Consider the following 26,687-nt stretch of genomic DNA (forward strand, 5'->3'; position numbering starts at 1 on the left):
TATGCCTATAGCTGGTATAACCATCTTAGACCTCATTCCTTCAATAAAGGATTAACTCCTTTTGAAGCTCGGTACAGCTCATAAAAATATTAGGCAAAAGTGTTACAATTTTACTTGACCAGAACAAGTAGATTTAAAAGTAGTATTGACTTAATATATAGTCAATGCTATTTTTTTATTGGTATACCCATTACCCTCATTATTTACAACATAACAATTATATTATAATATGGTATTTATAGTATTAAAATATAATATTTAGATTTGATACTTACTATAAAACTGATAATAATATATTTAAGATAATTTTAGTGAAAAATTATCTTAAAAAAGAAAATATAGTGGGGGAAATAAATAAAATGAACTGGATTATAGCATTTGGAGTTTGTAATATCATTAAGTTAATTGAGATACTAATAGAACTGAATATAGGAGATTATTATGGAAAACTTATTTTTAAAGTAAAAAATATAAGAGGCAAACCTGTTTTTTGGATAATAGGGGCAATCCTTTGCTGCACATTGATAGTAAAAGATAGTGTAGATTATATATACTACAAACAAGCTATTGAAATAGAGGAGATTTTAAAATTGTTGTTTTTTACGCAAATGGCAATTCACAAAATTATTACTGAAAGAATCTATTTGAATTTAACAGAAAAAGGAATAAGAGTCAGTGAAGGATTTTGTAAATGGAGTGAAGTTCACTCTTATGAATGGATAAAAGACGATGTATTAAAAATATTGATAAGAAAAGATAAAAGTTTACAATATGCTGAATTTGAAATACAAGAAGAAGAAAGATGGATAGTAGAAAAAGAACTAATAAAAGCAGTTTAGGAAGTTTAGTCACTTTGTTCAGGGGAGAAAAAGTTAAGGAGAAAAATTAAATGGTTAATAAAGAGTATTTGTTGGATACTAATGTGGTTATAAAAATATGGAATGAATATCCTGGCTTATTTGAAGCTATAGAAAGTGATGAGGAAATTGATTTTAAAATTTATCATCACATAGCAGCAGAATTATCCATAAAAGAATTTAAAGATATTAATGGAGTGCCAGTACTTACCGATAAATTTCTAAAATTATTAGGACATATAATTAATGAGGATGCAGTTGGTTTTTCAGAAATTTGTAAACCTAATATTTGTATTAAGCATGATGCCAATAAACATGTATATACTATAAATGGTAACAAACTCTCCAAAAATGACTATAATCTTATTTGTATTTGTGAAAATAATAAGCAGTATACATTGGTTACTGAAGACAAAAAGATGCTGAATAGTGCAAAGATTATATTAGACCCTTCAAGAGTTTTAACTTTCAATGAATTTCTGCGTGATTTAAAAAACTTTAATGTATTATAAATAAAGATAACAAAGTTGAAAATAGAACTTTGTTATCTTTTAAAAGTTATATATGTATTGATTTTATAAAACATCTACGATCATTCTCTACACTTTCTTTAAATCCCATTTTCTTCAAGTATTTAATATGTTCATCTTTTGATGAAAAACTTATGAATTTAGAATAACCTTTATCTATAAAATAGTTTTTATTATATTCAAACACATATGTTCCAATTTTAAAATCTCTGTATTGTGGTATAACAAAATCAAGCTCTACATTAAGAGTATCTTCATTATAACGTGAACCTATAAATAGTCCTGCTGGCATCATATTTCTTAAAATATAGAAGTTCACATCAGAATTACTAATATTAAACTTAGATTTATCAGAGTATTTCTCAATCTCAGTTTTATAAAAATCTAAGAAGTAATTAAAATACTGATAGTTACTTTCAATAGGAAGTATCTTAAAGTACTCCTTAGAGCGATATATCTTTATAAGATGATATATGTTTATTAAGACAATACCAAGATTCATAAATCCTACTGGTAATGCACCAATTAAAAATCCATAAAGAGAAAATATACCAGAACCTAATAAATTAATCCATCTTAGCTTTATTATAGAATTCATTAATAGCGATATTAGAACAAGAAGTGAAGCTAAATAACCTAACCATTCTAACCAATTAATATTCATTGTAACCCTCCTATCAAAAACTATTTATAAATATAATTTGTATGAATAGATTTTATTATGTAATTACTTTGAATAGTTATTTGAATATTTCAAGAGAAAACGAGAAATATTAAGAGTAAAAAGAAGGAAATCACATAAATTATCCAAAAATATGAGGGATTTAACTATATGGTATTAAATACAATATTTGAGATTGTAAAAACTATATAATATAATAAATTTAACATCTAAACAAGATGTATAAAGTCATCAATAAAATTTATTTTATATAGAAGGAGAGATAAATATGGACTTAGCTACTTGGTTTTTAGTTGGTATCATAATTGTTACTCTTGGCTTAATGGTAGTGGCTCAATATAAATATATCGAACAAATGGACAAGATAGAGCAATATTCAAATATGTCACAAGGACAGATGTACGAGAAAATGTCATTTCAAGAAAATATGCTGCATAGAGGCATTCAGTCTAATTTTATAACAGGTTCAATTGCATATTTTTTATATAAATTAATTAATATAAATAAAAGAACAGAATTTCACTAGTAATATGTGAAATCCAATATACAACTGGGGGTAAAATTATATGAAAATCAGTGAACGTTCATTAGAACTAATAACAGTTATATTTGCTTATATAGTATCAAGAGTAATATTTAAACTAACTAATTTTAAATATTCACTTTTTAGTGATCCTTTTAACATAACAAAATTTGCTATAGATTTGGGAACATGGATGATTATAAGTTTTGTTATCCTATTAATTCTAAAAAAATGTTTTAAAGTTGTTAAATAAATTTTAAAATCATAACATACCATTGAAAAGTGCTAATTTATTAGCACTTTTTTTTACATTGACCTTAAGAAAATCTTAAGATTTATATACAGAATTTGTTAAGATTCAGTTGATATTATTATCTTATAGCAAATAAGGGAGGTTATGTTATAATATGGATAAAATTATAAGTAGAGGTGATACTTCTTGAATATATTAGTTTGTGATGATGATAAGGAAATAGTAGATGCTATAAAAATTTATTTAAATAACGAAGGCTATAAAGTATTTAAAGCCTTTAATGGGATAGAAGCTTTAGCAATAATAGAAAAAAATGAAATACATCTTATTGTAATGGATGTTATGATGCCTAAAATGAATGGGTTAAGAGCGGTTATGAAGATAAGAGAAAATAATAATATACCAGTAATTATGCTTTCTGCAAAAACAGAGGATACAGATAAAATAATGGGATTAAATATGGGGGCTGATGATTATATATCCAAGCCTTTTAATCCGTTAGAATTAATTGCAAGAGTTAAGTCCCAGCTAAGAAGGTATACAACATTAGGGAGCATTGAAACGAAAAGTAATGTTTATAAAACAGGAGGGCTTGAGGTAGATGATGAAAGCAAGATTATAACTATTGATGGGGAAGAGGTTCAACTTACCCCAGTACAATATAAGATACTAAGGCTTTTGACTGCAAATGCTGGGAAGGTATATTCCATAGATGAAATATATGAGAAAGTATGGAAGGAACCTGCCTTCAATCCAGAAAATACAGTAGCAGTTCACATAAGAAAAATAAGAGAAAAGATTGAAATAAATCCTAAAGAGCCAAAATATTTAAAGGTGGTGTGGGGAATTGGATACAAAGTGGAAAAAATATAGCCACTCATTAATAACAAAAATTATAGTTTTTATAATTGTTATAACATGTTTTACTGGGACGATAACAACGGTTATAAATACTTTTGATACTATAGACTCTCGAGATGCTGATTTTGATATTATTTTTAAAGATAATTATTATCTTGGAAATCAATTTACAAGACAAAATGAGGAGATTATAAGAAGTTTAGTACAGTTAATAGAAGAATATAAGAGCAAAGAGTATATTCTAAAGGGTGGAAGTATTACAAAACAAGATATGGAAGACGAAGAAAATAATTTATTTTCAAGTTTTGAGGAAAATTCTAATTATTACAATCCTAATTTAAGTAATGGGGAAAACTATAAAAAATTCAAGGAAGTTTATAAGGAGGAAATTTCTCAGATTAAGAATAAGTTAATACAACAAGACTTACAAGCATATCATAATCATATGAAAAAATTAAAAGATTTTAAAGGTATTATCTATTATGCAAGTGACGGTAAGAATAAAATCACAAATAGTTCTAATGTAACTAAAGATTATTTCAAAACCTTTCCTTGTTATATGATATTAGATGAAGCTGTAGATGAGGTATATCCAAAAGAAATTAAAGATAATGAGGATTATTACTTCAGTATATCAGATATAGATCAATTAGATAGAATAAAGAGTACTATGTATATAGGTTTCTCTGATGAATATTTAAATTCAAATATAGAAAAGTGGGAAGAAACCAAAGCAATCGTTACTAAAAATTTATATAGAGCAGCAGCTTTTTTAGCGGGGTTAATATTATCATTTATATATTTAGTATTAATTATAGGAAGAAAATCTTTCAAAGATAAAGAAGTACATTTAAATTCAGTTGATAGATTATATAATGACATTAATTTAGGATTATGCTTAGGACTTATAATGCTATGGTTTGTATCGATAACAGAGGGATATTCTAACATTATTTATAAAATGATAAGTCCAGTAACTGCATCAATTGCTGCATTAGGATTAATTCTGGTTTTATCATTGATTAAACATTTCAAAAACAGCACTCTTCTGAATCATACATTAACATATAGTATTTTTCATAAAATAGTTAAATCCATAAAAGACGTATATGATAGTGGAAAGCTTGGAACAAAGGTTATATTAATTATAATGATATACTCAATATTAGTGGCTTTAACATCTTTCATATCTGTGATAATTATAGGAGCAGGAATTTGGTTAGCTCTTAAGCAAGTGGAAAAGTTTAATGCAATAAAAAAAGGCGTAGAGATAATAAAAAATGGAGATATCCATCATACAATAGATATACAAGGAGAAGGAGAACTTGCAATACTTGCTGCTAATATTAATGGTATAACTGATGGTTTAAAAGAAGCGGTTAATAATGAAGTGAGAAGTCAGAGGTTAAAAAATGAATTAATCACTAATGTATCCCATGATATAAGAACACCGTTAACTTCTATCATTACCTATGTTGATTTACTAAAAACAGAAAAAGATCAATCAAAGTTAACGGAATATATAGAAATACTAGATCAGAAATCTCAAAGATTAAAAATATTAACTGATGATTTATTTGAAGCATCAAAAGCTTCCAGCGGGAATATTCCAGTAAACTATGAGAAAATAGATATTATATCCTTAATAACACAGGGGTTAGGAGAACTTAATGATAAAATTGAAGCTATGGAATTAGAATTTAAGATGAATTATCCTAAAGATAAAGTATATATTACAGCAGATGGAAAATTATTATGGAGAGCCATAGAGAATTTATTGTCAAATATATTTAAATATGCCCTAAAAGGGTCAAGGGTTTATATAGACATTGAAAACTTAGGCAGCGAAGTAATGTTAACAATCAAAAATATTTCAGCATATGAACTAAACATCTCAGCAGATGAACTTATGGAGCGTTTTAAACGAGGAGATGAATCCAGAAGCACTCAGGGAAGTGGACTAGGACTATCTATTGCTAAGAGTTTGATAGATATTCAAAAAGGAAGCTTGAATATAGAGATAGATGGAGATTTATTCAAGGCTATTATCAAAATGCCTAAATATAAAACCAGTAATAATTGATAAGCGGCAGTTAACTATATGAAATAATTAAAACAGAACCAATGTTGATATACCACATTAATAAATATTAATGTGGTATAGTTTTATATATAAATAAATAATTAAGGAGCAGAAAAATATGAATAACAACATTAAATTAAGTAAGGAAAAAAGAGAACATATGAATTTGAAAATTAAAAGCTATTTTCAAAAGGAAAGGGATGAGGAATTAGGAGATTTAGCTTCAGATCTGATTTTAGATTTTATAATAGAAGAATTAGCTCCAGAATTTTATAATCAAGGCGTTTATAATGCTTATCAATATATGAATGATAGACTTGATGATGTTTTAGGAATGCAAAAGTATTAATTTTATCCTATGACTAACAATTTTAATACTTCACCTGAATTAAGTTTCACTTTATTTACTTCTATATTATAGATCAATAAACATATAATGATATATAACATATAATGATATATAACACATAATGAAGCTTAGGCGGGATATAATAATTCATTAGGTAAATGAGGGGGAGCTGCATGACTGAAAGTGGATTCAGGAAATTATATTGGGGATTTTTGTTTATAATGATTGATTTTAGAATAATGGGTTTTGATATTTTACCAGATACAATAGGATATATATTATTTGCTTTAGGATTTAGTATTCTTGCTTCAAATAGTATATACTTCGTTAAGGCTCGGAATTTTAATATTGTAATGATAGTATTATCATTATTTTCAATATATGAAAAACCTGTACAGTCAGGAGAGAGCTGGATTCACTTTGGTTCTTTGGGATTCATAGGCGTACTTATTGGAGTTATCACAATAATATTAGGACTGCTTGTTATATATAATTTGTTTATGGGGATTAAGGATATGTGTGAACAACGGGGGGAAATAGGATTATGTTCGGAAGCTAACAAGAGATGGACTCAATATTTACAGCTTCAGATAGCAGCAATTTTTGCATTTGTTCTGATTTTTATTCCACTGTTAGCAATAATTTATATTATTGTGCTGCTTGTAGTAACAGTAATGTTAACGGTAAAAATAATGAAATTTATGAAAAAGTGTGGAGAAGGCCTATAGAAGTTTAACTTGCAAAACATATTTAAAAAAGAAGGAAACTCATCAGAATCAAAAGTAAAAAGCTAATAATACGAAAGAAAATAATATGGTTTATTCATAACAAATAGTAATAAAAATATAGATTTTAAATATAATATTCGTAACAAACAAATTCAAATTTGAAAAAAAATTATAAAAACTTTTCGGAATTGTATTGACATAGTTGTTTGAAAGTAGTAAACTATGACTCAAATCAAAAAATAAATTTCAATTTTCAAAAACTAAGATAGGGAAGAGTAAATAATTATATATCTTGTAGAGAGTGGGGAAAGGTGAAAGCCCATAGATAATAGGTTATTGAAAATCACCCTGGAGTTGCAGGCTGAATCAAGTAAGCTGTGCCGGTGAAAGCCGTTATTATATAAGTTACAAATTTGAGTGGTACCGCGAGCATATTTCGCCTCATGAGAGGTAGAGTATGTTTTTTTTTATAAAAAACAGGATCGCTTTTAGAAAAAAAGAAAAATAAAAGTAACACAAATGCTATTTTGAGAATATTTTAAATATTAACAATTTAAAAATGAATGCTGAGATAGGGAAGAGTAGATAATTATATGTCTTACAGAGAGTGGGGAAAGGTGAAAGCCCACAGATAATAGGTTATTAAAAATCACCCTGGAGCTGCAGGCTGAAATTAAGTAAGCTGTGCCGGTGCAAACCGTTATTAATTAGGAGCTATAAATTTGAGTGGTACCGCGATTTCTTCGCCTCAAGGCAGGAAATCTTTTTTATTATAACAAAACAATGGAAAATTAATATTACATAATAATATTAATAAAAAGAAAAACTGTTAGTATAAAATTTTATTATAAACAAAATTAAAATATAAAATAGGGGGCTTTTAAAATGGCAAAGATTTATTATGATGAACATGCAAATTTAGAATTATTGAAGGACAAAAAGGTAGCTATAATTGGATATGGTAGCCAAGGTCATGCACATGCTCTAAATCTTAAAGAAAGTGGAGTAGATGTTAGAGTAGGACTTTATAAAGGTAGTAAATCTAAAGAAGTAGCAGAAGAAGCTGGACTAAAGGTTTTAGAAACAGCAGAAGCTGTAAAAGAAGCTGATGTAGTTATGATATTAATACCAGATGAAAAGCAAGGAAAAGTATACAAAGAAGATATTGAACCAAATCTTGAAGAAGGAAATGCTTTAGTTTTCGCACATGGATTTAATATTCACTATAATCAAATAGTACCTCCAGCAGATGTAGATGTATACATGGTAGCACCAAAAGGACCAGGACATCTTGTAAGAAGCCAATACCAAGAAGGTAAGGGAGTTCCAGCATTAATAGCTATATATCAAGATTATACAGGAAAAGCTAAAGATTATGCTCTAGCTTATGCTAAAGCTGTTGGTGGAACTAGAGGTGGAGTATTAGAAACTACTTTCAGAGTTGAAACAGAAACAGATCTTTTCGGAGAACAAGCAGTTCTTTGTGGTGGAGTAACTGAACTTATGAAGGTTGGTTTCGAAACTTTAGTTGAAGCAGGATATGCACCAGAAAATGCATATTTTGAATGTGTACACGAAATGAAATTAATAGTTGACTTAATATTCGAAGGTGGATTTGAATATATGAGATATTCTATAAGTGATACTGCAGAATATGGTGATTATAGTGTTGGACGCAGAATAATAACTGATGAAACTAAGAAAGAAATGAAGAAAGTTTTAGCAGAAATACAAGATGGAACTTTTGCAAGAAATTGGCTTGTTGAAAATCAAGTTAACAGACCACAATTTAATGCTATAAGAAGAAACGAAAAAGAACATCAAGTTGAAAAAGTAGGTAAAGAATTAAGAAAAATGATGTCATGGACAAATTCTAAATAATTTTTATTAGTAAGTAATAGGGGGGCTATTAGAGTGAAATTAAAAGGGTCGAAAGTATTATTAGAACATTTAAAAAAGCTAGGTGTTGATACTATTTTTGGATATCCAGGAGGAGCAGTACTTCCTATCTATGATGAATTATACCATGAAAAGGAAATCAAGCATATTTTAACAGCACATGAGCAAGGGGCGGCTCATGCTGCTGATGGATATGCAAGAGCTACAGGAAAAGTTGGAGTAGTTCTTGTAACTTCAGGACCAGGGGCTACAAATACTGTTACAGGAATAGCTACAGCATATAGTGATTCTATACCTATGGTGATTTTTACAGGGCAAGTAGCACAATCATATATTGGAAAATCAGCTTTTCAAGAAGTAGATATAACTGGAATAACCCTTCCTATTACTAAAAAGAATTATTTAGTTAAAGATGTAAAGCAGCTTCCTCAAATTATAGAAGAAGCTTTCAGAACAGCAAAGGAAGGAAGACCAGGTCCTGTACTTGTTGATATTCCTAAAGATGTGCAGACAGCAGAACTTGAATATATACCAGAAGAGTTAAAAGAAGAAGTAAAAATTGAAGAAAACAGTTCATATGAAAGTAATTTCATGGATCAGTTAAATGAAGCAGTTGATGCAATAAATAGTTCTAAAAAACCTGTTATATATGCTGGTGGAGGAGTAATTATCTCACAAGGAACCAAGGATTTATTAAATTTTGCAGAAAAAATAAAGGCACCTGTGGCTTGTAGTTTGATGGCACTAGGGGCTTTCCCGGGAAATCATGAATATTTTATGGGCATGGTTGGAATGCATGGAACAAGATGTGCCAATTATGCAGTTACTAACTGTGATTTGTTAATCGCTATAGGAACAAGATTTAGTGATAGAGTTATAGGAAATGTTGAAGGATTTGCACCTGACGCAAAAATAATTCATATAGATATAGATAATTCAGAGATTGGAAAAAACGTAGATGTTGATATACCTTTAAAAGGTGATGTCAAAGAGGTTTTAGAAGCATTAATAGATAGAGTAAACGAGAAGAATGAAAATGAATGGAATGCACAGATAGAACATTGGAAATACATGTATAGATTAGGATGGAATAGTGGTAAGGCTTTAAGTCCTGGATACATTTTAAATAAATTATACGAGCTTACACAAGGAGAATGTATTATATCTACAGAGGTAGGACAGAATCAAATTTGGGCAGCTCAATATTTTAAATATATGGAACCAAGAACTTTTATATCATCAGGTGGACTTGGAACAATGGGATTTGGACTTGGAGCAGCAATAGGAGCATCAGTTGCTCAAACGCAGAAGAAGGTTATCAATGTAGCTGGTGATGGAAGCTTTAAAATGAATTCTCATGAACTTGTAACTGTTGCTAGATACAATCTTCCTATTATACAGCTTGTTTTAAACAACAATGCCTTAGGAATGGTGTATCAATGGCAGGATATGTTCTATGAAAAGAGATTTTCAAATACTATTTTCAATAATGATGTAGATTTTGTAAAATTAAGCGAAGCTTATGGAATAAAAGCTGTAAGAATTACAAAGAATGAGGAAGTAGAAGAGGTTTTAAAAGAAGCACTAGAAATGAATAAACCTATTGTTATAGAATGTATGATAGATACTGAGGAAAAAGTATATCCAATTGTTCCACCAGGAGAAAATATAACGTATATGATAGATCAGTATTAATAATTTAAAATATCTTTAGGGGTGTAATTGGACTACAATATTAACGTTTGAATGAAATGGGGGCTTATTAAGATGAATGAATCATATGTATTTTATGATGGAAAAATATTAGATGAAAAAGATGTTAGCATAAGTGTAAGATGTAAGGCATTTAACTATGGGCTTGCATGTTTTGAAGGCATAAGAGCTTATTGGGATGAAGAAACTAATCAGCTTTATGGTTTTAGAATGAAGGAACACTATGAAAGATTGCTTCAATCATGTAAAACTTTAAATATAAAATTACCATATACAGTGGATGAGCTTATTAACATAACAATTGAATTAGTAAAGAAACATGGTTTTAAAACAACTACTTATATCAGACCAATTGCTTATAAAGGCAGCAACAAATTAGGTCCTACTCTTATAGACGATGATGACCGTTTTCTTATTTATTGTATGCCATTAGGAAGTTATACAGGTAAAGAAGAACTGAGAGTTGCTGTAACTTCTTGGCAGAGAATAAATGATAATATGCTTCCACCAAGAACTAAAGCTACTGCTGCTTACTTAAACTCAGCACTTGCTTCTTTAGAAGTTGTAGGCAGAGGGTATGATGAAGCTATATTCTTAACTCCAAGTGGTCATGTGTGTGAAGGTCCAGGAGAAAACTTGTTTATGGTTAAAAAGGGAAAATTAGTTACACCGCCGCCTTCAGACAACATTCTTGAAGGAATAACAAGAGAAACTGTTATGATGCTGGCAAAAGAGGAACTAGGTCTGGAAGTTGTTGAAAGAAGTATAGCAAGAACAGAACTTTACGCAGCAGAGGAAGTTTTCTTCAGTGGAACAGCTATGGAGGTTACATCTGTTGTAGAAGTGGATGATAGAGTTGTTGGAGATGGAAAAACAGGGGAAGTTTGCAAACAGATTAAAGAATTATTCTTCCCAATGACAAGGGCAAAGAACCCTAAATATGCTGAATTCTGCACTCCAATTTATTAAAAATTCAAGGAATAAACATCAAGCTTTTATGGGCTTGATGTTTTTTGAATTAATAATAAAATAACAAAATGTTGAAACATTATATGAGTCGTTATATAATCAAGTTAACAATAATCGAATAAAGTTATGGTTATAGGTACTTATGTCTGTAAGTTTAATAGGGAAAACGGTGAAAATCCGTTGCAGCCCCCGCTACTGTATACGTAGACGAATCTAAACCACTGGAGTATTGCTCTGGGAAGGTTAGAGGAGAGTGACACGTGAGTCAGGAGACCTGCCTGTAATTAAGCTAATCCTTCGGAGGGAAGGGAAGTGGCATAAATTATCTTTGAATTACTATGTCCTTACCATATGCGGTAGGATTTTTTGTTATGAGAATTAAGTAATAGATATTTATACCCTTGCCTTTTTAGCAAGGGTTTTTACTTTGTATGAGAAGGTGAGAGTATGGATTTATTAAAAGAGACCTTAGATAATATTCAGCCAAGGAATAAAGCTTTGGAAGAAAAATGCTGGGAAAGAATTGATAGCTTGACAAAACCCATAGGAAGTCTTGGAACTCTTGAAGATATAACAGCAAAGATAGCTGGTATTACAGGAAAGATAAAGAATAAAATTAAGAAGAAAAATATAATTATAATGTGTAGTGACAACGGCGTTGTGGAGGAAGGAATAAGTAACTGCCCACAAAATGTTACTGCTATAGTTACTAATAATTTCACTAAAGACATAACAGGGGTTTGCGTGTTGGCACAGCAGGTAAATTCGGATTTAACTGTAGTTGATATTGGTGTTAAGGCTGATTTTAATAATCCTAAGATAATAAATAGGAAAGTAGCCTATGGTACTAATAATATAGCCAAAGGTTCTGCTATGACCAGAAATGAAGCCGTAAAGTGCATAGAAACAGGTATAGAAATAGTAGATAAACTTGTAAAAGAAGGTTATGACCTTTTAGGTACTGGAGAGATGGGAGTAGGAAATACAACAACTTCAGCAGCGGTTTTAAGTGTATTGTTAGACTTAGACTCAGATATAGTTGTGGGCAAGGGGTCAGGACTTACGGAAGAACAATATAAACACAAGAAGGAGATAGTTAAAAAAGCTATTAATGTTAATAAACCAGATAAACATGATGTATTAGATGTGCTAGGAAAAGTTGGAGGATTTGATATAGTAGGTCTTTGTGGATGCTTTTTAGGAGCAGCTAAAAATAGAGTACCGATAGTTATAGATGGAATTATTGCATCAGCAGCAGCATTATGTGCTTATAGAATGAATCCCTTGGTTAAGGATTATATTTTCCCTTCTCACTTATCAGCAGAGCCAGGCGCCGTATATGCAATGAGAGAGCTTGAATTAGAGCCTATGCTTAATTTAAAGATGAGGCTTGGAGAAGGATCAGGATGTCCTTTAGCTTTTAATATTATAGAGTCTGCGCTATATACAATGAACAGTATGGCTACTTTTGAAGAAGCTGCACTAAATAGAGAACATTATGTGGATATAAGGTAAAGTTAAATGGAATATAAGGTTTATTTGAATTAAGTTTCACTTTATGGAGATGATAAAATGGTACAGCTAATTGGACTGCGTAGTAATATTGAAGTCAGCATAAGAGAAAAGCTTTCAATAATTGAAAAACATAATAATGAATATTTGAGAAAGCTTTTAAATATTTGTGAAGAAGCTGTAATAATCAGCACTTGTAACAGAACAGAGATATATTTTAACTCAAAGGTTGATGAAAGTATAGTAGAAGAGATATTTAAAGTATTGGAATGGGATTTGGAGTTAACTAAATATACCTTTTACTTAAAGGATAGAGATGTAGTACGACACTTGATGGAAGTTGCCTGTGGTTTTCACTCTAAGATACTAGGTGAAGATCAAATTTTGGGACAAGTTAAAACAGCGTATCAAAATTCCTTGGAAATAAAGGGAGTAAAAAAGGAATTACAGAGACTTTTCCAGTTAGCAATTACTTGTGGAAAGGAATTTAAAGTTAAATCAGAGCTTTATAAAATTCCTGTATCTTCATCTTCGATAGTTATTAAGGAGTGTAGAAAGAGAGGAATCTGTAATTTTATGATTCTAGGGTATGGCAATGTGGGAAGCTTAACAGCAAAGTACATATTAAGTGATGATTTGGACAGCTTATATATAGCAGTAAGAAATATAAATTCAGTTTCAATTGCAGACAATAGAGTCAAGGTAATACCTTTTGAAGAAAGAAAAAAATATTATAAAAATGTTGAATGCATAATATCCTGCACATCGGCACCTCACAGTGTAGTAGTAAAAGAAGATCTTCCAGATAAGGAACTATTGATTTTCGATTTATCTGTTCCTAGAGATGTAGACCAAAATGTATATAATATGGATAATATTCAGGTTTATGATATTGACAAAATAAGTAGTGTTGATGATGAGAATAGAATTAAAAGAAAAAATCTAATGATTAAAAATAAATGTATTATTGAAAAATATATTGAAGATTTTTATATATGGAAAGAACTAAGAAAGATAACTCCTCATATTAAAGAATTAAAAAAATATGGAGAAGAAGTTTATAAGGACAGATATATTACCTTTAAAAATAAAAAGCGTACAAAAGACAATGAAGCTTTAGCAGAAATACTTTTGAAGAGTACCTCTGATGCATACATAAACAGGGCTATTGAAGTTTTAAAGGAAGAGCAGTTAAAGGGAAGAGGACAGGAATGTCTCAGCATATTGGAAAGGATATTTTGCCAATAGAATTTATAAATAAGTGAGGGAGAACTAATATGAGAAACTTAGATATTTTTAATGAATCGAAAGAATATATGCCTGGAGGAGTTAACAGTCCTGTTAGAGCTTTTAAGGATGTAAACATAAATCCACCAGTAATTAAGAGGGGTGAAGGAGCCTATATTTTTGATGAGGATAACAATAGATACTTAGATTTTGTATGTGCATGGGGTCCTATGATTCTTGGACATTGCGATGAAGATATTGTAAAAGCTATTAAGAATACCTGTGAGAGTGCAATAGCTTTTGGAACACCAACAGAACTTGAATTAAGGATGGCAAAACATATGTGTACAACACTAGATAATGTAGATATGATTAGAATGGTTAATTCAGGAACAGAAGCTACTATGAGTGCTGTAAAGCTTGCTAGAGGTTATACAGGAAAAAACAAAATAGTGAAATTTGCAGGCTGCTATCATGGACATTTTGAAGGATTTTTAGTTAGTGCGGGTTCTGGAGTTTTAACAGAAGGTATTCCAGGATGTGCAGGAGTTCCAGAAGAGAGCATAAAAAACACTCTTATTGCAAACTACAACGACAGTGAAAACATGAGAGAAGTTTTTAACAAGTATGGAGAAGATATAGCGGCAGTAATAATTGAGCCAGTAGCAGGAAATATGGGAGTTGTTCCAGCAGAAAAGGAATTCTTAAAAGAAGTACACAGACTTTGCAGAGAACATGGAAGTCTTTTAATATTTGATGAGGTTATGAGCGGTTTTAGGGTTGCATACAAGGGTGCACAAAGTTTATACGGCATAAAGCCTGATATAACTACCTTTGCAAAAATAATGGGAGGCGGACTTCCTTGTGGTGCTTACGGTGGTAGAAAAGAAGTTATGGAATACTTATCACCATTGGGACCTGTATATCAAGCAGGTACAATGTCAGGAAACCCAATAGTAATGGCTGCTGGATATGCTGCACTTACAAAACTTTATAACAATCCTGAACTATATAAACATATAGATATGCTTGGAGAAAAGCTTCAAAGAGGAGTAGAAGAAGCAGCAAGAGAAAAAGAACTTCCAATAGTGGTTAACAGATGCGGTTCAATGATGACTATATTCTTCACTAAAAGGGGAAGAGTAACTAATTATGAAGAAGCTAAAGAGTGTGATACAAGTATGTATGCAGCATTTTTTGAACATATGCTGAAGAATGGAATATACATGGCACCATCACAATTTGAGGCTTTATTCATAAGTACAAAACATACAGAAGCAGATATAGACAGATTTATAGAAGCTGTCAGAAGCTTCTAAGGTGAGTTATGAATATTTATTTTTTAAGGCATGGACAAACAGAAGAAAATAGCAAGAGAACCTATTATGGAAGCTTGGATGTTGAATTAAATGAAAAAGGTATTGCTCAGGCTGAGAAGGCAGGGGAAATGTTTAAGAAGGTAGAGTTTGGCAAGGTATTTATAAGCGAAAAGATGAGAACCTTTCAGACTGCACAAATAGCTCTTAAAGATAGAGAAGCTCAATTAATAAAGGATAAAAGAATAAACGAAATTGATTTTGGAATTTTTGAAGGAAAAACCTATGAGGAACTATGCAAATTATATCCTGAAGAAGTGAAGCGGTGGCAGGAGAAGTGGGAACAATTTTGTCCCAATCAGGGAGAGAGCTATAAGCTATTCTACAAAAGAGTTAAGGAATTTATAGAAGATATAAAAGAGTTAGAGGAAGAAAACATATTGATAGTAACTCATGGTGGAGTCATAAGAGCAGTATATTCTTACATATTAAATGAAAATCTCAGCTTCTATTGGAAATTCTCATCGAGAAATGGTGACATAAGCCTTATAAAATATGAGTACGGAAACTTTTTTATAGACAGTATAGTTCATGTAGATTAAGGAGATAGGTAAATGAAAAAGTATATAGAAAGTTTTTTGCTGATGCTTCAGTTTATGACTAGGATTCCTATCAATATAAATCTGCCCTGTGAAGGTGAAGATTTTAGAAGAGGAGCTGCTTTTTTGCCTGTGGTTGGCGGAGTTATTGGCAGCATGCAATGGATAATTTATTATCTGTTAATTCAAAAGTTGCCTATGATTGTTGCAGCTGTTTTTATAGTTTTAACTGGAATACTTGTAACTGGGGCACTGCATGTAGATGGTCTTGGAGATACTTGTGATGGATTTTTTGCCTTTAAAGGCAAGGATAGAATAATTGAGATAATGAAGGACAGCAGAATAGGTACTTATGCCTGTATTGCATTGGTTTTTGACATACTTATAAAGGTTTCATCATTATCTTGTATTGCAGATACAACAGCAGCTTTAGTAATAATAGCTGCACCTATAATAAGTAGAGCAGCTTTAATTACCCTAGCCTTTATTGGAAAACCTGCAAAAAAAACAGGCAGTGGAAATTTATTTATAGAAAATGCAGGGAAAAAGGAAGCTGTAATTGCTGTGCTTACAGCCCTTATAATATCCTGTCTGCTTATTGGAATAAAAGAAGGTACAATTTTAATTGCTGCTTCTTTAGTTCTTACATATTTGTTCAATAAATTTTGTGAAAGCAAAATTGGAGGAATTACTGGAGATAACTTAGGAGCAAACAATGAGCTTGTTGAAATGCTGGTGCTGGTTATGTTTGCAGCAATGATATAAAAATTTTTAGTTATTAGATAGAGTGAAACTTAACTCAGATGGAGTATTAGAATTGTTAGTTATGAGATGAATTTATACGAGGTGAGCATATGAAAAAAGCAATATTGGTTGTAAGTTTTGGAACTACCCATGAGGATACTAGAAAATTAACTATAGACAGAATTGAAGAGAGAGTAAAAGAAAACTTCGGTGATTATGAAGTGAGAAGAGCTTTTACTGCTCATATAATAATTAAAGTTCTTAAGGATAGAGATGGAATACATGAGGATACTCCAGAGGAAGCTTTAGAAAAATTAAAGAAGGAAGGTTTTAGGGAAATAATTGTACAGCCCCTTCATTTAATTCCTGGTGAAGAATATGATTACATAACTGCTGTAGTGAACAAATACAAGGAAGATGGTTCTTTTGAAAAAATAGTCTTAGGAAGACCAGCCTTATATTTCAAAGGAATAGAGGAACATATACCAGATGACTATGAGATTTTTGTAGATTCGCTGGAAGAGATTTTAAATGAATATAGAAATGTTGTTTTTATGGGGCATGGAAGTGTGCATCCAGCTAATGCCTGCTATCCTTGTCTTCAAAGTGTGTTAAGAGATAAGGATTATGAAAATGCCTATATTGGAACAGTAGAAGGGTATCCAACTATTGATGATGTAGTAAGATGGCTAAAAAAAGATGGTATAAATGAAGTTACTCTTGCTCCATTGATGCTGGTAGCTGGAGATCATGCTAAGAATGATATGGCTGGAGATGAAGAGGATTCATGGAAAAATATATTAGAAGAAGAAGGAATTAAAGCTGATATATGTCTTCGTGGATTAGGAGAATTTAAGAAATTCCAGGATATTTACTTGCAGCATATACAAGATGCTATTGAAGGTAAATATGAAGGATTAGGCAGAACAAAAAAGGGAATCAAGATAGCAGGAATAAACAAATAGGGGTGATTGTATGGCAAAGATAATGATTCAGGGTACTGCTTCATCTGTGGGAAAAAGTATATTAGTTGCAGCTTTGTGCAGGATTTTTAAACAGGACGGATACAAGGTTTGCCCTTACAAATCACAAAATATGTCCTTAAATTCATACATAACTTTAGATGGAAAAGAAATGGGGAGAGCACAGGTACTTCAAGCTTACGCCGCAGGAATTCAGCCAGAGGCTTATATGAATCCTATTCTTTTAAAGCCAACAACAGATAAAAAGTGTCAGGTTATAGTGAATGGAAAAATATACAGTAATAGTTCTGCAATGGAGTATCATAATTTAAAAATTGAATTTAAAGATATGCTAAAAAAAGATTTTCAAGAACTTGAAGAAAAATTTGACATTATAGTTATTGAAGGTGCAGGAAGTCCTGCTGAGATAAATCTGAGAGATAGAGATATAGTAAATATGGGATTGGCAGAGCTTGTTGATGCACCAGTACTTTTAGTGGGAGATATAGATAAAGGGGGAGTATTTGCTTCCTTAGCAGGAACTATGCTTCTTCTTCAAGAGGAAGAGAAAAAGAGAGTAAAGGGAACTATTATAAATAAGTTCAGAGGGGACATAGAAATATTAAAGCCTGGTCTTAATATGATAGAGGACATAATAAAGATACCTTGCATAGGGGTAGTACCTTATTTCAGGCTTAATCTTGAGGATGAGGATGGAGCAGTAGAATTTAATAAAAAGGTAACAGCACCAATAGATGTTGCTGTTATTAAGCTGCCTCACATATCTAACTTTACTGATTTGGATGCCTTAACCATAGAAGAAGATGTATCCGTTAGATTTATTGAAAAAGTAGATGAGTTTGGAAATCCAGATTTGCTTATAATCCCTGGAAGCAAGAATACCATTGAGGACTTATTGTATCTTAGAAATAGCGGCTTAGAGACTTTGATAAATAAACACAGTAAGGACAATATGCTTATAGGTATTTGCGGCGGATATCAAATGCTTGGAAGAGTAATAAAAGACCCTTGTGAAGTAGAAACAAACTTGAAAGAAATAGATGCCATGGGTCTTCTGGACGTTGAAACAATTTTTGAAGAGGAAAAAATAACTACCAGAGTGGAAGCAGAATGTACATTACTTAATAAAAGAGTATATGGGTATGAAATTCACATGGGAATATGCTCATACGGGGAAAAGGCTAAGCCTCTTTTCACTATAAAGGATAAGAATGGGCAAGAAGTTAATTACTCGGATGGTGCTGTAAATGAAAAAGGAAATGTCATGGGCACCTATATTCATGGTGTTTTTGACGGCATGGAATTTAGAGAGTATATAACAAATATTCTTAGAGAGAAGAAAGGACTGCCTTCTAAAAAAGCCATACCTTATGAAAGCTTAAGAGAAGCAGAACTGGATAAGTTAGCTGATTTAGTAAGAGAGAGTCTTGATATGGATAATATATACAAAATTATAGATTTAAAATGCAGTAAATAAATTTTGAGGTTAAGAAAATGATAGATATAGTTTTGGCAGTAGTTATAGATTGGATAATTGGCGACCCTTACTGGTTTCCACATCCTGTTATATATATAGGAAAGCTTATAAGATTTCTTGAAATGCAGGGAAGAAAACTATTTAAAAAGGATAATCAGCTTAAAATGTATGGGTTGTTTATTGTAATTAAAGTTGCTTTTGTAAGTTTTTTAGTTCCTTTTGTACTATTAAAGGTTACAGAAGGAATTACTTGGCTGCATCATATTCTAAATATATTTATTTTATGGACCACTCTTGCGGCAAGATGTTTGCACAAAGAAGCAAAAAAGGTATATACATCTTTAAATGAAGAAGATATAGAAGATGCAAGATTAAAGCTTTCATATATTGTTGGAAGAGATACAAGTCAGCTTTCTGAACAAGAAATAATCAGAGCAGATGTGGAAACTGTAGCTGAGAATGCCTCGGATGGAGTAATAGCACCTTTGATATATGCAATGATAGGTGGAGCGCCAATGGCAATGCTTTATAAAGGAATAAATACTATGGATTCAACACTTGGATATATGAATGAAAAATATAAATATATAGGATATTTTCCTGCTAAGATTGATGATGTTTTTAATCTTATACCTGCAAGAGTAACTGGAGCTCTTATGTGTATAGTATCTCCTATAGTAAAGGGAAATATAGGAGAAAGTTTTAGAATAATGATAAGAGACAGAAAGAACCACAAAAGTCCTAACTGTGCGTACCCAGAAGGGGCAGCCGCTGGAGCCTTAGGAGTTCAGCTTGGAGGAACAAATATTTACTTTGGACAAAAGGTATACAAGCCTACTATAGGAGACTGTAAAAAAGAACTTGATAAAGAGCACATAATAGATACTATTAAGCTTATGTATGGAACGGAGATGTTAATGCTGCTGATTTATTGGTTGATACTTATAAAATAGTAGGCTTAAATGTGAATTTTAAATTTAAAGCTAATCCCCCATAGCCAATCACCAATCCCCAACTAAAGAAAGTTTTCATTTGTATTTGGGGACTGGTGACTGGAGAGTGGGGAGTCAGCATTAGGTACTAAAATTTCAAGGGGTTTTATTCATAAAGAGAGGGGGCGGTTGTAGTGGAGAAAGGTAAAAGTGAGTTAGTGGTTCATGGAGGGGATATATATACAGAGGGACTTTTAAAGGGAAGAAGCTTGATAGATTTCAGTTCTAATATAAATCCTTTAGGTATGCCAGATAGCTTTAGGGAAAACATAGGAGAAGCTTTGGATAATGTAGTTAGGTATCCAGATATGCAGTATAGAGAGTTATATAAGACAATAAGGGATTACATAGAAGAAGCTGATTTAAGCAAGGATAATCTGATACTGGGAAATGGAGCAGCAGAGATAATTGATTTAGCTGTAAGCATGTTAGAAAGCATATTAATTGTTGTACCTTCTTTTGCAGAGTACGATGAGGATGCAGAAAAATGGGGATGCAGAGTGGAGTATTCTTACTTAAAAGAGGATATGACCTATGATTATGAAGATATTTTCTCAAAGCTTGAAAAGGTGCATGGGGTAATAATAGGAAATCCTAATAATCCAAATGGAAATGTAATAGATAAAAAGAAGTTCAAAGAAATTTTGGATTACTGTGAAAAGCAGAACAAATTAATAATAATTGATGAGGCGTTTATTGAATTTATAGGCAATAGAGAAATGAGCTTTATAAAAGAAGTTAAAGAGTATAAATGCTTAGTCCTAGTAAGAGCTTTAACTAAGTTTTTTGCACTCCCTGGAATAAGATTTGGATATGGAATAAGCAGCAATAAAGAAATAATAGAAAAAATGGAAAAAAGGCAGAATCCTTGGAATATAAACTGTTTTGCAGAAACTGCCGCAAAGTATGTTCTAAAGGACAGCAAGTACATAGAAGAGTCTCTTCAGTGGATTAAGGAAGAAAGAGAATATCTGCCTGAAAAGCTTAAGAGTATCAGCTTTATGGAAAAGGTATATCCAACTTACTCAAATTATGTACTTTGCAAATTAAAAAATATAGATTGTAACACATTATACGGGCTTTGTTTAAAAGAAGGTATAGTTATCAGAAAAGCTGATAATTTTAAGGGATTAGGTAAATATTATGTACGATTTGCCATAAAGGACAGAAAATTAAATGATATTTTACTTAAAGCTCTTAAGAAAATAGAGAATAATGAAATTTTGAGGTTACAGAAATGAAAAGTATAGTTATATCTTCAAATACCAGTGGTGGAGGAAAAACCACTGTAACTTTAGGGCTTATGAAGGCGCTAATGAATAGAGGTTACAAGATTCAGGGCTACAAGGTTGGACCAGATTATATAGACTCAGCCTTTCACTCTCACATAACAGGAAACTATTCAAGAAACTTGGATTTATATCTTATGGGTGAGAAGGGAGTTAAGGCTTCCTTCAGCAGAGGAAAGGGAGACTTAGGGATAGTAGAGGGAGTTATGGGACTTTACGATGGCAAAGGAATTAGTTCTGAGTATTCCACAGCACATCTTGCAAGAACTTTAAATTTGCCTGTAGTTCTTGTTTTATCTCCTAAAGCCCAAAGTGCAACCTTAAGTGCAGAAATCAATGGACTTATAAATTTTGAAGCTGTAAATATTGCCGGGGTAATACTTAACAACATAAGTGAAAGCTATTATAAACTTCTAAAAGCTTCTATAGAAGAACACTGCAAAATTAAGGTTTTTGGCTATGTTCCAAAGGATGAAAGCTTAAGTCTAAAGAGCAGGCATTTAGGTTTAGTTCAAAGCAGTGAAATAGATGATTTAAACGATAAAATTGAACAATGCAGCAGGCTGCTTGAAAAGCATGTAGATATAGATTCACTTTTAGCTTTGTTTAAAGAAACTGATAAATTCCAAGACCATTATCACTTGGAGAACAAGGGAATAAGAACAGCAGTGGCATTTGATAAAGCTTTCAGTTTTTATTACAGGGAGAATATCGAATTGCTGCAAGAGCTAGGAGAGGTTGAGTTTTTTAGCCCTTTGGAAGATGAGAAGCTTCCAGAAAATATAGATTTTTTATATTTAGGAGGAGGTTATCCAGAGGTTTTTAAAGAGGAACTTAATAGAAATCAATCAATGCTGAAAAGCATAAAGGAAGCCTTGAAAAAAGGACTAAAATGTTATGCAGAATGTGGTGGACTTATGTATCTGACTGAAAGTATAGATAATGTAGAAACTGTTGGATATTTCAAAGGGACATCCCACATGACCAGCAGACTTCAGAATTTTGGCTATGCTTCAATTCAGGTTGAAAAAGAAAATAAAAGTCTTCCAAAAGGACTTGAAATAAATTGTCACGAATTTCATAAATCCTATGTGGATTTAGAAGAAAAAAAAGTGTATGTACTTACTAAAAATATGTATGATAACTCTATAAAAGAATGGAACTGCGGATATGTAAAAAACAACACTTTAGCAGCTTATGGACATGTTCATTTTTTTAGTAATCTAGAGTTCATTAAAAATATAATAAAGTAATCAAAGGGGATAAAGATGAATTATATAAAGGTTCCAATGAACATAGAAAGGAAAAGCTTTGAAATTATAGGAGAAGAAATGGGGCATCATAATTTCAGCGAAAGAGAGCTTCAAATAATCAAGAGAGTGATACATACAACAGCTGATTTTGAGTATAAGGATTTAGTTTATATAAGAGAAGGTGCCATAGATGAGGCACTGGCTATTTTGAAAAAAGGAACAACTATTTATACGGATACCAATATGGCGTTGTCAGGAATAAATAAGAAAGCCTTAGAAAAATTAAACAGCAGAGTTATTTGCTATGTAAATCAAGAAGAAGTAGCTGAAATCGCCAAGGAAAGAGGAATAACCCGTTCCATGGCTGCAGTAGAGAAAGCTGTAGAGGACGGCGTAGAGTTCTTTGTATTTGGAAATGCACCAACAGCTCTTTTTAGACTTAAGGAGCTTATAGAAGAGGGAAAAACTAATGCTAAATTTATAATAGGTGCGCCAATTGGTTTTGTTGGAGCAGCAGAATCAAAGGAAGAGATTGAAAAGCTGGATATTCCAATGATAACAGTTAGAGGAAGAAAAGGCGGCAGCAGCGTGGCAGCGGCTGTAGTAAATGCACTGATGTACATGTTAATACAAAGATAAGTCAGATACTAAAAGTAAGTTTTATGCTTCAATGATTAAGCAAGTAAAGCTGGGTAAAAGGTAATACATATAATTATAAAAAGGGAGAAAATATTATAAAATGTTAGATTTATATGTAAACAGCTATGGAAAAAAGCTCAGGTGTGGATACACTACAGGCTCTTGTGCAGCTGCAGCAAGTAAGGCAGCAGTTTACATGCTGTATAGTGGTGAAGATATTGAGAAAATAACCATAGATACACCCAAAGGAATACAGCTTACATTAACTATAGAAAAGACAGTTAGAAGCAAGGATATGGTTGAGTGCTGTGTAATAAAAGATGGTGGGGATGATCCTGACATTACAACTGGTCTTGAAATATGGGCAAGGGCAGAGAAAAAAGAAAGTGGATACAGTTTAAAAGGTGGTATTGGAGTAGGCATAGTTAAAGGAGAAGGCCTATATGTAAAAAAAGGTGAAGCAGCAATAAATCCAGTACCAAGGGCTATGATTCAGAAAGAAGTAAAGGAGATTCTTCCAGAGAATTGTGGAGTTGAAATTACTATATTTGTACCAAAAGGCGAGGAAATAGCAAAAAAAACCTTTAATCCAAGACTCAATATAATTGGGGGGATATCTATACTTGGTACTACAGGAATTGTAACACCTATGTCGGAGGAAGCATTAAAGGAATCCATACATCTTGAAATATCTCAGAAGGCCGCTAAGGGATATAAGGATTTAATTCTGGTTTTTGGAAATATGGGAGAAGAATTTGCTGTAAAGCATGGAGTGGATAAAGATAAGATTGTTACCATTTCAAATTTTGTAGGTTTCTCATTAAACAGCTGTACAGAAAAAGGCATAGAGAGAATTTTAATAGTAGGACATATAGGAAAGCTATGTAAGATAGCAGCAGGATGTTTTAATACTCACAGCAAGGTTTGTGATGTAAGGCTGGAGGTAATAGCTCTGGAACTTGCTCTTATGGGAGTTGACAGCAGAGTGGTTAAAGCTGTTTACAATGAAAAAACTACAGAAGGAGCAGTAAAGTTTCTTGGCGATAAGTACAACGACATATACAAGAATATAGGTTTGAAAATAAAAGAGAGAATAGAACAGTATACCTATAATGAAATCAAAGCAGAAGTTGTAATGTTTTCTATGGATAAGGGGATGTTGTGGGACGGAAGAAAATAGTAACCAGTAGAAGCCAGTAACCAGTAGAAGCCAGTAACCAGTGAACAGTAGCCAGTAACCAGTAGCCAGAAAACAGAAACATATACAATGAGTTTGGTACTAGGTACTAGGAATAAGGTGCTAGGAAATAGGAAGCAGTAGTCAGCAGCTAGTAAACAATTAAAAGAGGGAGCTAGGGGGAACGGTATGGTAAATATAGTGGGGCTTGGACCAGGCAGTAGAGAGTATATACTGCCTAAGGCTTTGGAAACATTGAAGAAATCAGATGTAATTCTTGGGTTTGATAGAGCCTTGGAGAGCTTAAGTTTTTTAAGTGTAGATAAGAAGAATGTTAACAGCTTAAAGGAAGTATTGAACTTTATTGATGATAATAAAAACATGGAAATTTCCATAATAGCTTCAGGAGATCCTTGCTTTTACGGAATAGGAGAATATATAGGAAAAAACTATGATGGACAAGTACAAACAATACCAGGAATCAGTTCTTTTCAATATATGGCTGCAAAGCTCAATAAAGCATGGCAGGGGAGCTTTCTGGGAAGCCTTCATGGGCGAGAAGAAGATTTCTTAAATAAAGTTAAGGAATATCAGCTTTCTATATGGCTTACTGATAGAAAAAATTCCCCTGATGTTCTTTGTAGAAAGCTTTTAGAAAAAAATCTTAATGTAATGGTATATGTAGGTGAAAACTTATCTTATAGAGATGAAAGAATCACTACAGGATATCCAGAGGAATTAAAAGATATGCAGTTTAGTAATCTTTCTGTAGTTATTATAGAAAAGGTAGGAGAAGATCAATGATTTACATAAAAGATGAAGAATTCATAAGAGGAAATTGTCCTATGACCAAGGAAGAGGTAAGAATTTTAAGTACAGCTAAGTTAGAACTGAAGGAAGATTACAGAGTTCTTGATATTGGAGCGGGTACAGGTTCTGTAAGCATTCAAATAAGTAAAATATGCAGTAAGGGTTCTGTCATAGGTATTGAAAAGGATGAAGAAGCACTAGAGGTTTTACATAAAAATAAAGAAAAGTTTGAAGCGGATAATTTAGAGATTATTCAGGGAGAAGCACTGGAGGTAGAAAGTAAGTTAAAAGGGAATTTTGATGCTATATTTGTTGGGGGCAGCGGCGGAAATATAGAAGAAATAATAAAAAGATATGTGCAAAAACTTAATGATAAACGAAAAATTGTTCTGAATTTTGTAACTATTGATAATTTGCATAAGGCTATGAAAACATTAAAAGAGCTTGAATTTCAAGTTGAATGTACTCAAGTGTCAGTAAGCAAAACAAAGGGAAATAGTTATATGCTTTTCGCAAATAATCCAATATTCATTTTAAGCGGGAGGAAGTAGATGGCTAAGTTATATGGAGTAGGAGTAGGACCTGGAGATAAGGAATTACTAACCTTGAAGGCAGTAAGAATAATAGAAAATTGTGATGTTATAGTGGCACCAAGTGCGGTAGATGGAGGTAAGAGTATTGCTCTGGATACTGCTGCAGATTTCATAAGAGAAAATGCAGAGGTATTGGTAAAGCATTTTCCTATGGGTGGAGAAGAGCAGGAGGAAAAAATATATAAGGCTTTCGAGACTATTGCAGAAAAGCTGGAGCAGGGCAAGAATGTAGCATTTTTAACTATAGGTGATCCTTTTGTATACAGCACATACATATATCTTTTAGATCATATAGAAAAAAAGGGTTTTGAAACGGAAACAGTACCAGGAATAACTTCCTTTTGTGCTTGTGCCAGTCTTGCTAAGGAACCTTTGGTGATAGGTGACGAACCTCTTTTGATATTACCAGGAAATAAGATAGACACTGTTAAGGATGAAAAATTTTTGGTGATTATGAAGGTATATAAACAGGAGGAAAAGGTCATAAACCTTCTTGAAGAAAAAGGATTTAAATATGTTTATATAAAAAGAGCAGGAAGAGAAGGACAAGAAATTTTAAGAGATAGAGAAGAAATACTTAAGAATAGAGAATACATGGCATTAATTATAGCAAGTAGAAGGTAACTCAG

The 26,687-nt window shown here is 31.9% G+C and carries 27 protein-coding genes, 1 riboswitch and 2 other annotated features; of the genes, 26 read left to right on the plus strand and 1 reads right to left on the minus strand.

Features of this window, described 5'->3' with window-relative positions:
- Positions 1-359: 359 nt before the first annotated feature.
- Together OIO11_RS14060 and OIO11_RS14065 are read left to right on the plus strand one after the other, a co-directional pair.
- A complete protein-coding gene (locus OIO11_RS14060) occupies positions 360-839 on the plus strand; it encodes a DUF5673 domain-containing protein (RefSeq protein ID WP_268072075.1) in 480 nt (159 codons plus the stop codon).
- A 50-nt stretch (positions 840-889) separates the two neighbouring features.
- Positions 890-1,369: a hypothetical protein gene (locus OIO11_RS14065; protein ID WP_268072076.1), complete on the plus strand. Its 480-nt coding sequence runs from the start codon at positions 890-892 to the stop codon at positions 1,367-1,369.
- 46 nt (positions 1,370-1,415) lie between these two features.
- Here the strand turns inward: OIO11_RS14065 and OIO11_RS14070 are convergent, their stop codons facing one another.
- Positions 1,416-2,051, minus strand: a complete 636-nt coding sequence (locus OIO11_RS14070) for a hypothetical protein (protein ID WP_268072077.1) — start codon at positions 2,049-2,051, stop codon at positions 1,416-1,418.
- A gap of 286 nt (positions 2,052-2,337) precedes the next feature.
- Between OIO11_RS14070 and OIO11_RS14075 the strand changes: the two genes are divergently transcribed.
- The 24 genes from OIO11_RS14075 (at position 2,338) to OIO11_RS14190 (ending at position 26,682) form a co-directional block, all read left to right on the plus strand.
- On the plus strand, positions 2,338-2,595 hold the full coding sequence (locus OIO11_RS14075; protein ID WP_268072078.1) for a DUF3949 domain-containing protein: 258 nt from the start codon (positions 2,338-2,340) through the stop codon (positions 2,593-2,595).
- Between the two features lie 40 nt (positions 2,596-2,635).
- Complete coding sequence (locus OIO11_RS14080) at positions 2,636-2,845, plus strand: hypothetical protein (protein WP_268072079.1); 210 nt, start codon at positions 2,636-2,638, stop codon at positions 2,843-2,845.
- A gap of 186 nt (positions 2,846-3,031) precedes the next feature.
- Complete coding sequence (locus tag OIO11_RS14085) at positions 3,032-3,718, plus strand: response regulator transcription factor (RefSeq protein WP_268072080.1); 687 nt, start codon at positions 3,032-3,034, stop codon at positions 3,716-3,718.
- Positions 3,693-5,789 carry a HAMP domain-containing sensor histidine kinase gene (locus OIO11_RS14090; RefSeq protein WP_268072081.1) on the plus strand — a complete coding sequence of 699 codons (2,097 nt, stop codon included), beginning with the start codon at positions 3,693-3,695 and terminating at the stop codon, positions 5,787-5,789. Before OIO11_RS14085 ends, OIO11_RS14090 begins: the two co-directional genes overlap by 26 nt.
- 118 nt (positions 5,790-5,907) lie before the next feature.
- A complete protein-coding gene (locus tag OIO11_RS14095) occupies positions 5,908-6,138 on the plus strand; it encodes a DUF2164 domain-containing protein (RefSeq protein ID WP_268072082.1) in 231 nt (76 codons plus the stop codon).
- Positions 6,139-6,311: 173 nt separating this feature from the next.
- The gene (locus OIO11_RS14100) at positions 6,312-6,866 is read left to right on the plus strand and encodes a hypothetical protein (protein ID WP_268072083.1); all 555 of its coding nucleotides are present in this window, start codon (positions 6,312-6,314) and stop codon (positions 6,864-6,866) included.
- Between the two features lie 253 nt (positions 6,867-7,119).
- Positions 7,120-7,313, plus strand: a binding site (T-box leader).
- A 112-nt stretch (positions 7,314-7,425) separates the two neighbouring features.
- Positions 7,426-7,620 (plus strand) — a binding site (T-box leader).
- A 131-nt stretch (positions 7,621-7,751) separates the two neighbouring features.
- Positions 7,752-8,747, plus strand: a complete 996-nt coding sequence (gene ilvC, locus OIO11_RS14105; RefSeq protein ID WP_268072084.1) for a ketol-acid reductoisomerase — start codon at positions 7,752-7,754, stop codon at positions 8,745-8,747.
- A gap of 33 nt (positions 8,748-8,780) precedes the next feature.
- Entirely contained in the window at positions 8,781-10,460 is a 1,680-nt protein-coding gene (gene ilvB, locus OIO11_RS14110; RefSeq protein ID WP_268072085.1) for a biosynthetic-type acetolactate synthase large subunit, read from the plus strand.
- Positions 10,461-10,532: 72 nt separating this feature from the next.
- Positions 10,533-11,447, plus strand: a complete 915-nt coding sequence (locus OIO11_RS14115) for a branched-chain amino acid transaminase (protein ID WP_268072086.1) — start codon at positions 10,533-10,535, stop codon at positions 11,445-11,447.
- Between the two features lie 117 nt (positions 11,448-11,564).
- Positions 11,565-11,743: riboswitch (cobalamin riboswitch) on the plus strand.
- Between the two features lie 151 nt (positions 11,744-11,894).
- Entirely contained in the window at positions 11,895-12,962 is a 1,068-nt protein-coding gene (gene cobT, locus OIO11_RS14120; RefSeq protein ID WP_268072087.1) for a nicotinate-nucleotide--dimethylbenzimidazole phosphoribosyltransferase, read from the plus strand.
- A 57-nt stretch (positions 12,963-13,019) separates the two neighbouring features.
- Positions 13,020-14,207, plus strand: a complete 1,188-nt coding sequence (gene hemA, locus OIO11_RS14125; RefSeq protein WP_268072088.1) for a glutamyl-tRNA reductase — start codon at positions 13,020-13,022, stop codon at positions 14,205-14,207.
- Between the two features lie 29 nt (positions 14,208-14,236).
- Positions 14,237-15,505: a glutamate-1-semialdehyde 2,1-aminomutase gene (gene hemL, locus OIO11_RS14130; protein WP_268072089.1), complete on the plus strand. Its 1,269-nt coding sequence runs from the start codon at positions 14,237-14,239 to the stop codon at positions 15,503-15,505.
- 8 nt (positions 15,506-15,513) lie between these two features.
- Positions 15,514-16,104: an alpha-ribazole phosphatase gene (gene cobC / locus OIO11_RS14135; RefSeq protein ID WP_268072090.1), complete on the plus strand. Its 591-nt coding sequence runs from the start codon at positions 15,514-15,516 to the stop codon at positions 16,102-16,104.
- A 12-nt stretch (positions 16,105-16,116) separates the two neighbouring features.
- Entirely contained in the window at positions 16,117-16,866 is a 750-nt protein-coding gene (gene cobS / locus OIO11_RS14140) for an adenosylcobinamide-GDP ribazoletransferase (protein ID WP_268072091.1), read from the plus strand.
- Between the two features lie 89 nt (positions 16,867-16,955).
- Positions 16,956-17,810 (plus strand): sirohydrochlorin cobaltochelatase, encoded by an 855-nt coding sequence (locus OIO11_RS14145; protein ID WP_268072092.1) that lies wholly within the window; start codon positions 16,956-16,958, stop codon positions 17,808-17,810.
- A 10-nt stretch (positions 17,811-17,820) separates the two neighbouring features.
- A complete protein-coding gene (locus OIO11_RS14150) occupies positions 17,821-19,305 on the plus strand; it encodes a cobyric acid synthase (RefSeq protein WP_268072093.1) in 1,485 nt (494 codons plus the stop codon).
- A gap of 17 nt (positions 19,306-19,322) precedes the next feature.
- Positions 19,323-20,258 carry an adenosylcobinamide-phosphate synthase CbiB gene (gene cbiB / locus OIO11_RS14155; RefSeq protein WP_268072094.1) on the plus strand — a complete coding sequence of 312 codons (936 nt, stop codon included), beginning with the start codon at positions 19,323-19,325 and terminating at the stop codon, positions 20,256-20,258.
- Positions 20,259-20,431: 173 nt separating this feature from the next.
- Complete coding sequence (locus tag OIO11_RS14160; protein ID WP_442781306.1) at positions 20,432-21,538, plus strand: pyridoxal phosphate-dependent aminotransferase; 1,107 nt, start codon at positions 20,432-20,434, stop codon at positions 21,536-21,538.
- Positions 21,535-22,839 carry a cobyrinate a,c-diamide synthase gene (locus OIO11_RS14165; protein WP_268072095.1) on the plus strand — a complete coding sequence of 435 codons (1,305 nt, stop codon included), beginning with the start codon at positions 21,535-21,537 and terminating at the stop codon, positions 22,837-22,839. Before OIO11_RS14160 ends, OIO11_RS14165 begins: the two co-directional genes overlap by 4 nt.
- 15 nt (positions 22,840-22,854) lie before the next feature.
- Entirely contained in the window at positions 22,855-23,478 is a 624-nt protein-coding gene (locus OIO11_RS14170) for a precorrin-8X methylmutase (protein WP_268072096.1), read from the plus strand.
- 100 nt (positions 23,479-23,578) lie between these two features.
- Positions 23,579-24,658: a cobalt-precorrin-5B (C(1))-methyltransferase CbiD gene (gene cbiD / locus OIO11_RS14175; RefSeq protein WP_268072097.1), complete on the plus strand. Its 1,080-nt coding sequence runs from the start codon at positions 23,579-23,581 to the stop codon at positions 24,656-24,658.
- Positions 24,659-24,844: 186 nt separating this feature from the next.
- The gene (gene cbiE, locus OIO11_RS14180; RefSeq protein ID WP_268072098.1) at positions 24,845-25,459 is read left to right on the plus strand and encodes a precorrin-6y C5,15-methyltransferase (decarboxylating) subunit CbiE; all 615 of its coding nucleotides are present in this window, start codon (positions 24,845-24,847) and stop codon (positions 25,457-25,459) included.
- Positions 25,456-26,016: a precorrin-6Y C5,15-methyltransferase (decarboxylating) subunit CbiT gene (gene cbiT, locus OIO11_RS14185; RefSeq protein ID WP_268072099.1), complete on the plus strand. Its 561-nt coding sequence runs from the start codon at positions 25,456-25,458 to the stop codon at positions 26,014-26,016. Before cbiE ends, cbiT begins: the two co-directional genes overlap by 4 nt.
- Positions 26,017-26,682 carry a cobalt-factor II C(20)-methyltransferase gene (locus OIO11_RS14190; RefSeq protein WP_268072100.1) on the plus strand — a complete coding sequence of 222 codons (666 nt, stop codon included), beginning with the start codon at positions 26,017-26,019 and terminating at the stop codon, positions 26,680-26,682.
- The last annotated feature ends 5 nt before the right edge of the window (positions 26,683-26,687 follow it).

The organism is Clostridium sp. ZS2-4, from assembly GCF_026719745.1.
Taxonomy (GTDB): domain Bacteria; phylum Bacillota; class Clostridia; order Clostridiales; family Clostridiaceae; genus Clostridium_H.

Excerpts from the sequence above, each read along its gene's own strand:
- OIO11_RS14060 (WP_268072075.1), top strand. The coding sequence starts at position 360 with ATGAACTGGATTATAGCATTTGGAGTTTGTAATATCATTAAGTTAATT.
- OIO11_RS14065 (WP_268072076.1), top strand. The coding sequence starts at position 890 with ATGGTTAATAAAGAGTATTTGTTGGATACTAATGTGGTTATAAAAATA.
- OIO11_RS14070 (WP_268072077.1), bottom strand. The coding sequence starts at position 2,051 with ATGAATATTAATTGGTTAGAATGGTTAGGTTATTTAGCTTCACTTCTT.
- OIO11_RS14075 (WP_268072078.1), top strand. The coding sequence starts at position 2,338 with ATGGACTTAGCTACTTGGTTTTTAGTTGGTATCATAATTGTTACTCTT.
- OIO11_RS14080 (WP_268072079.1), top strand. The coding sequence starts at position 2,636 with ATGAAAATCAGTGAACGTTCATTAGAACTAATAACAGTTATATTTGCT.
- OIO11_RS14095 (WP_268072082.1), top strand. The coding sequence starts at position 5,908 with ATGAATAACAACATTAAATTAAGTAAGGAAAAAAGAGAACATATGAAT.
- OIO11_RS14100 (WP_268072083.1), top strand. The coding sequence starts at position 6,312 with ATGACTGAAAGTGGATTCAGGAAATTATATTGGGGATTTTTGTTTATA.
- ilvC (WP_268072084.1), top strand. The coding sequence starts at position 7,752 with ATGGCAAAGATTTATTATGATGAACATGCAAATTTAGAATTATTGAAG.
- OIO11_RS14115 (WP_268072086.1), top strand. The coding sequence starts at position 10,533 with ATGAATGAATCATATGTATTTTATGATGGAAAAATATTAGATGAAAAA.
- cobT (WP_268072087.1), top strand. The coding sequence starts at position 11,895 with ATGGATTTATTAAAAGAGACCTTAGATAATATTCAGCCAAGGAATAAA.
- hemA (WP_268072088.1), top strand. The coding sequence starts at position 13,020 with ATGGTACAGCTAATTGGACTGCGTAGTAATATTGAAGTCAGCATAAGA.
- hemL (WP_268072089.1), top strand. The coding sequence starts at position 14,237 with ATGAGAAACTTAGATATTTTTAATGAATCGAAAGAATATATGCCTGGA.
- cobC (WP_268072090.1), top strand. The coding sequence starts at position 15,514 with ATGAATATTTATTTTTTAAGGCATGGACAAACAGAAGAAAATAGCAAG.
- cobS (WP_268072091.1), top strand. The coding sequence starts at position 16,117 with ATGAAAAAGTATATAGAAAGTTTTTTGCTGATGCTTCAGTTTATGACT.
- OIO11_RS14145 (WP_268072092.1), top strand. The coding sequence starts at position 16,956 with ATGAAAAAAGCAATATTGGTTGTAAGTTTTGGAACTACCCATGAGGAT.
- OIO11_RS14150 (WP_268072093.1), top strand. The coding sequence starts at position 17,821 with ATGGCAAAGATAATGATTCAGGGTACTGCTTCATCTGTGGGAAAAAGT.
- cbiB (WP_268072094.1), top strand. The coding sequence starts at position 19,323 with ATGATAGATATAGTTTTGGCAGTAGTTATAGATTGGATAATTGGCGAC.
- OIO11_RS14165 (WP_268072095.1), top strand. The coding sequence starts at position 21,535 with ATGAAAAGTATAGTTATATCTTCAAATACCAGTGGTGGAGGAAAAACC.
- OIO11_RS14170 (WP_268072096.1), top strand. The coding sequence starts at position 22,855 with ATGAATTATATAAAGGTTCCAATGAACATAGAAAGGAAAAGCTTTGAA.
- cbiD (WP_268072097.1), top strand. The coding sequence starts at position 23,579 with ATGTTAGATTTATATGTAAACAGCTATGGAAAAAAGCTCAGGTGTGGA.
- cbiE (WP_268072098.1), top strand. The coding sequence starts at position 24,845 with ATGGTAAATATAGTGGGGCTTGGACCAGGCAGTAGAGAGTATATACTG.
- cbiT (WP_268072099.1), top strand. The coding sequence starts at position 25,456 with ATGATTTACATAAAAGATGAAGAATTCATAAGAGGAAATTGTCCTATG.
- OIO11_RS14190 (WP_268072100.1), top strand. The coding sequence starts at position 26,017 with ATGGCTAAGTTATATGGAGTAGGAGTAGGACCTGGAGATAAGGAATTA.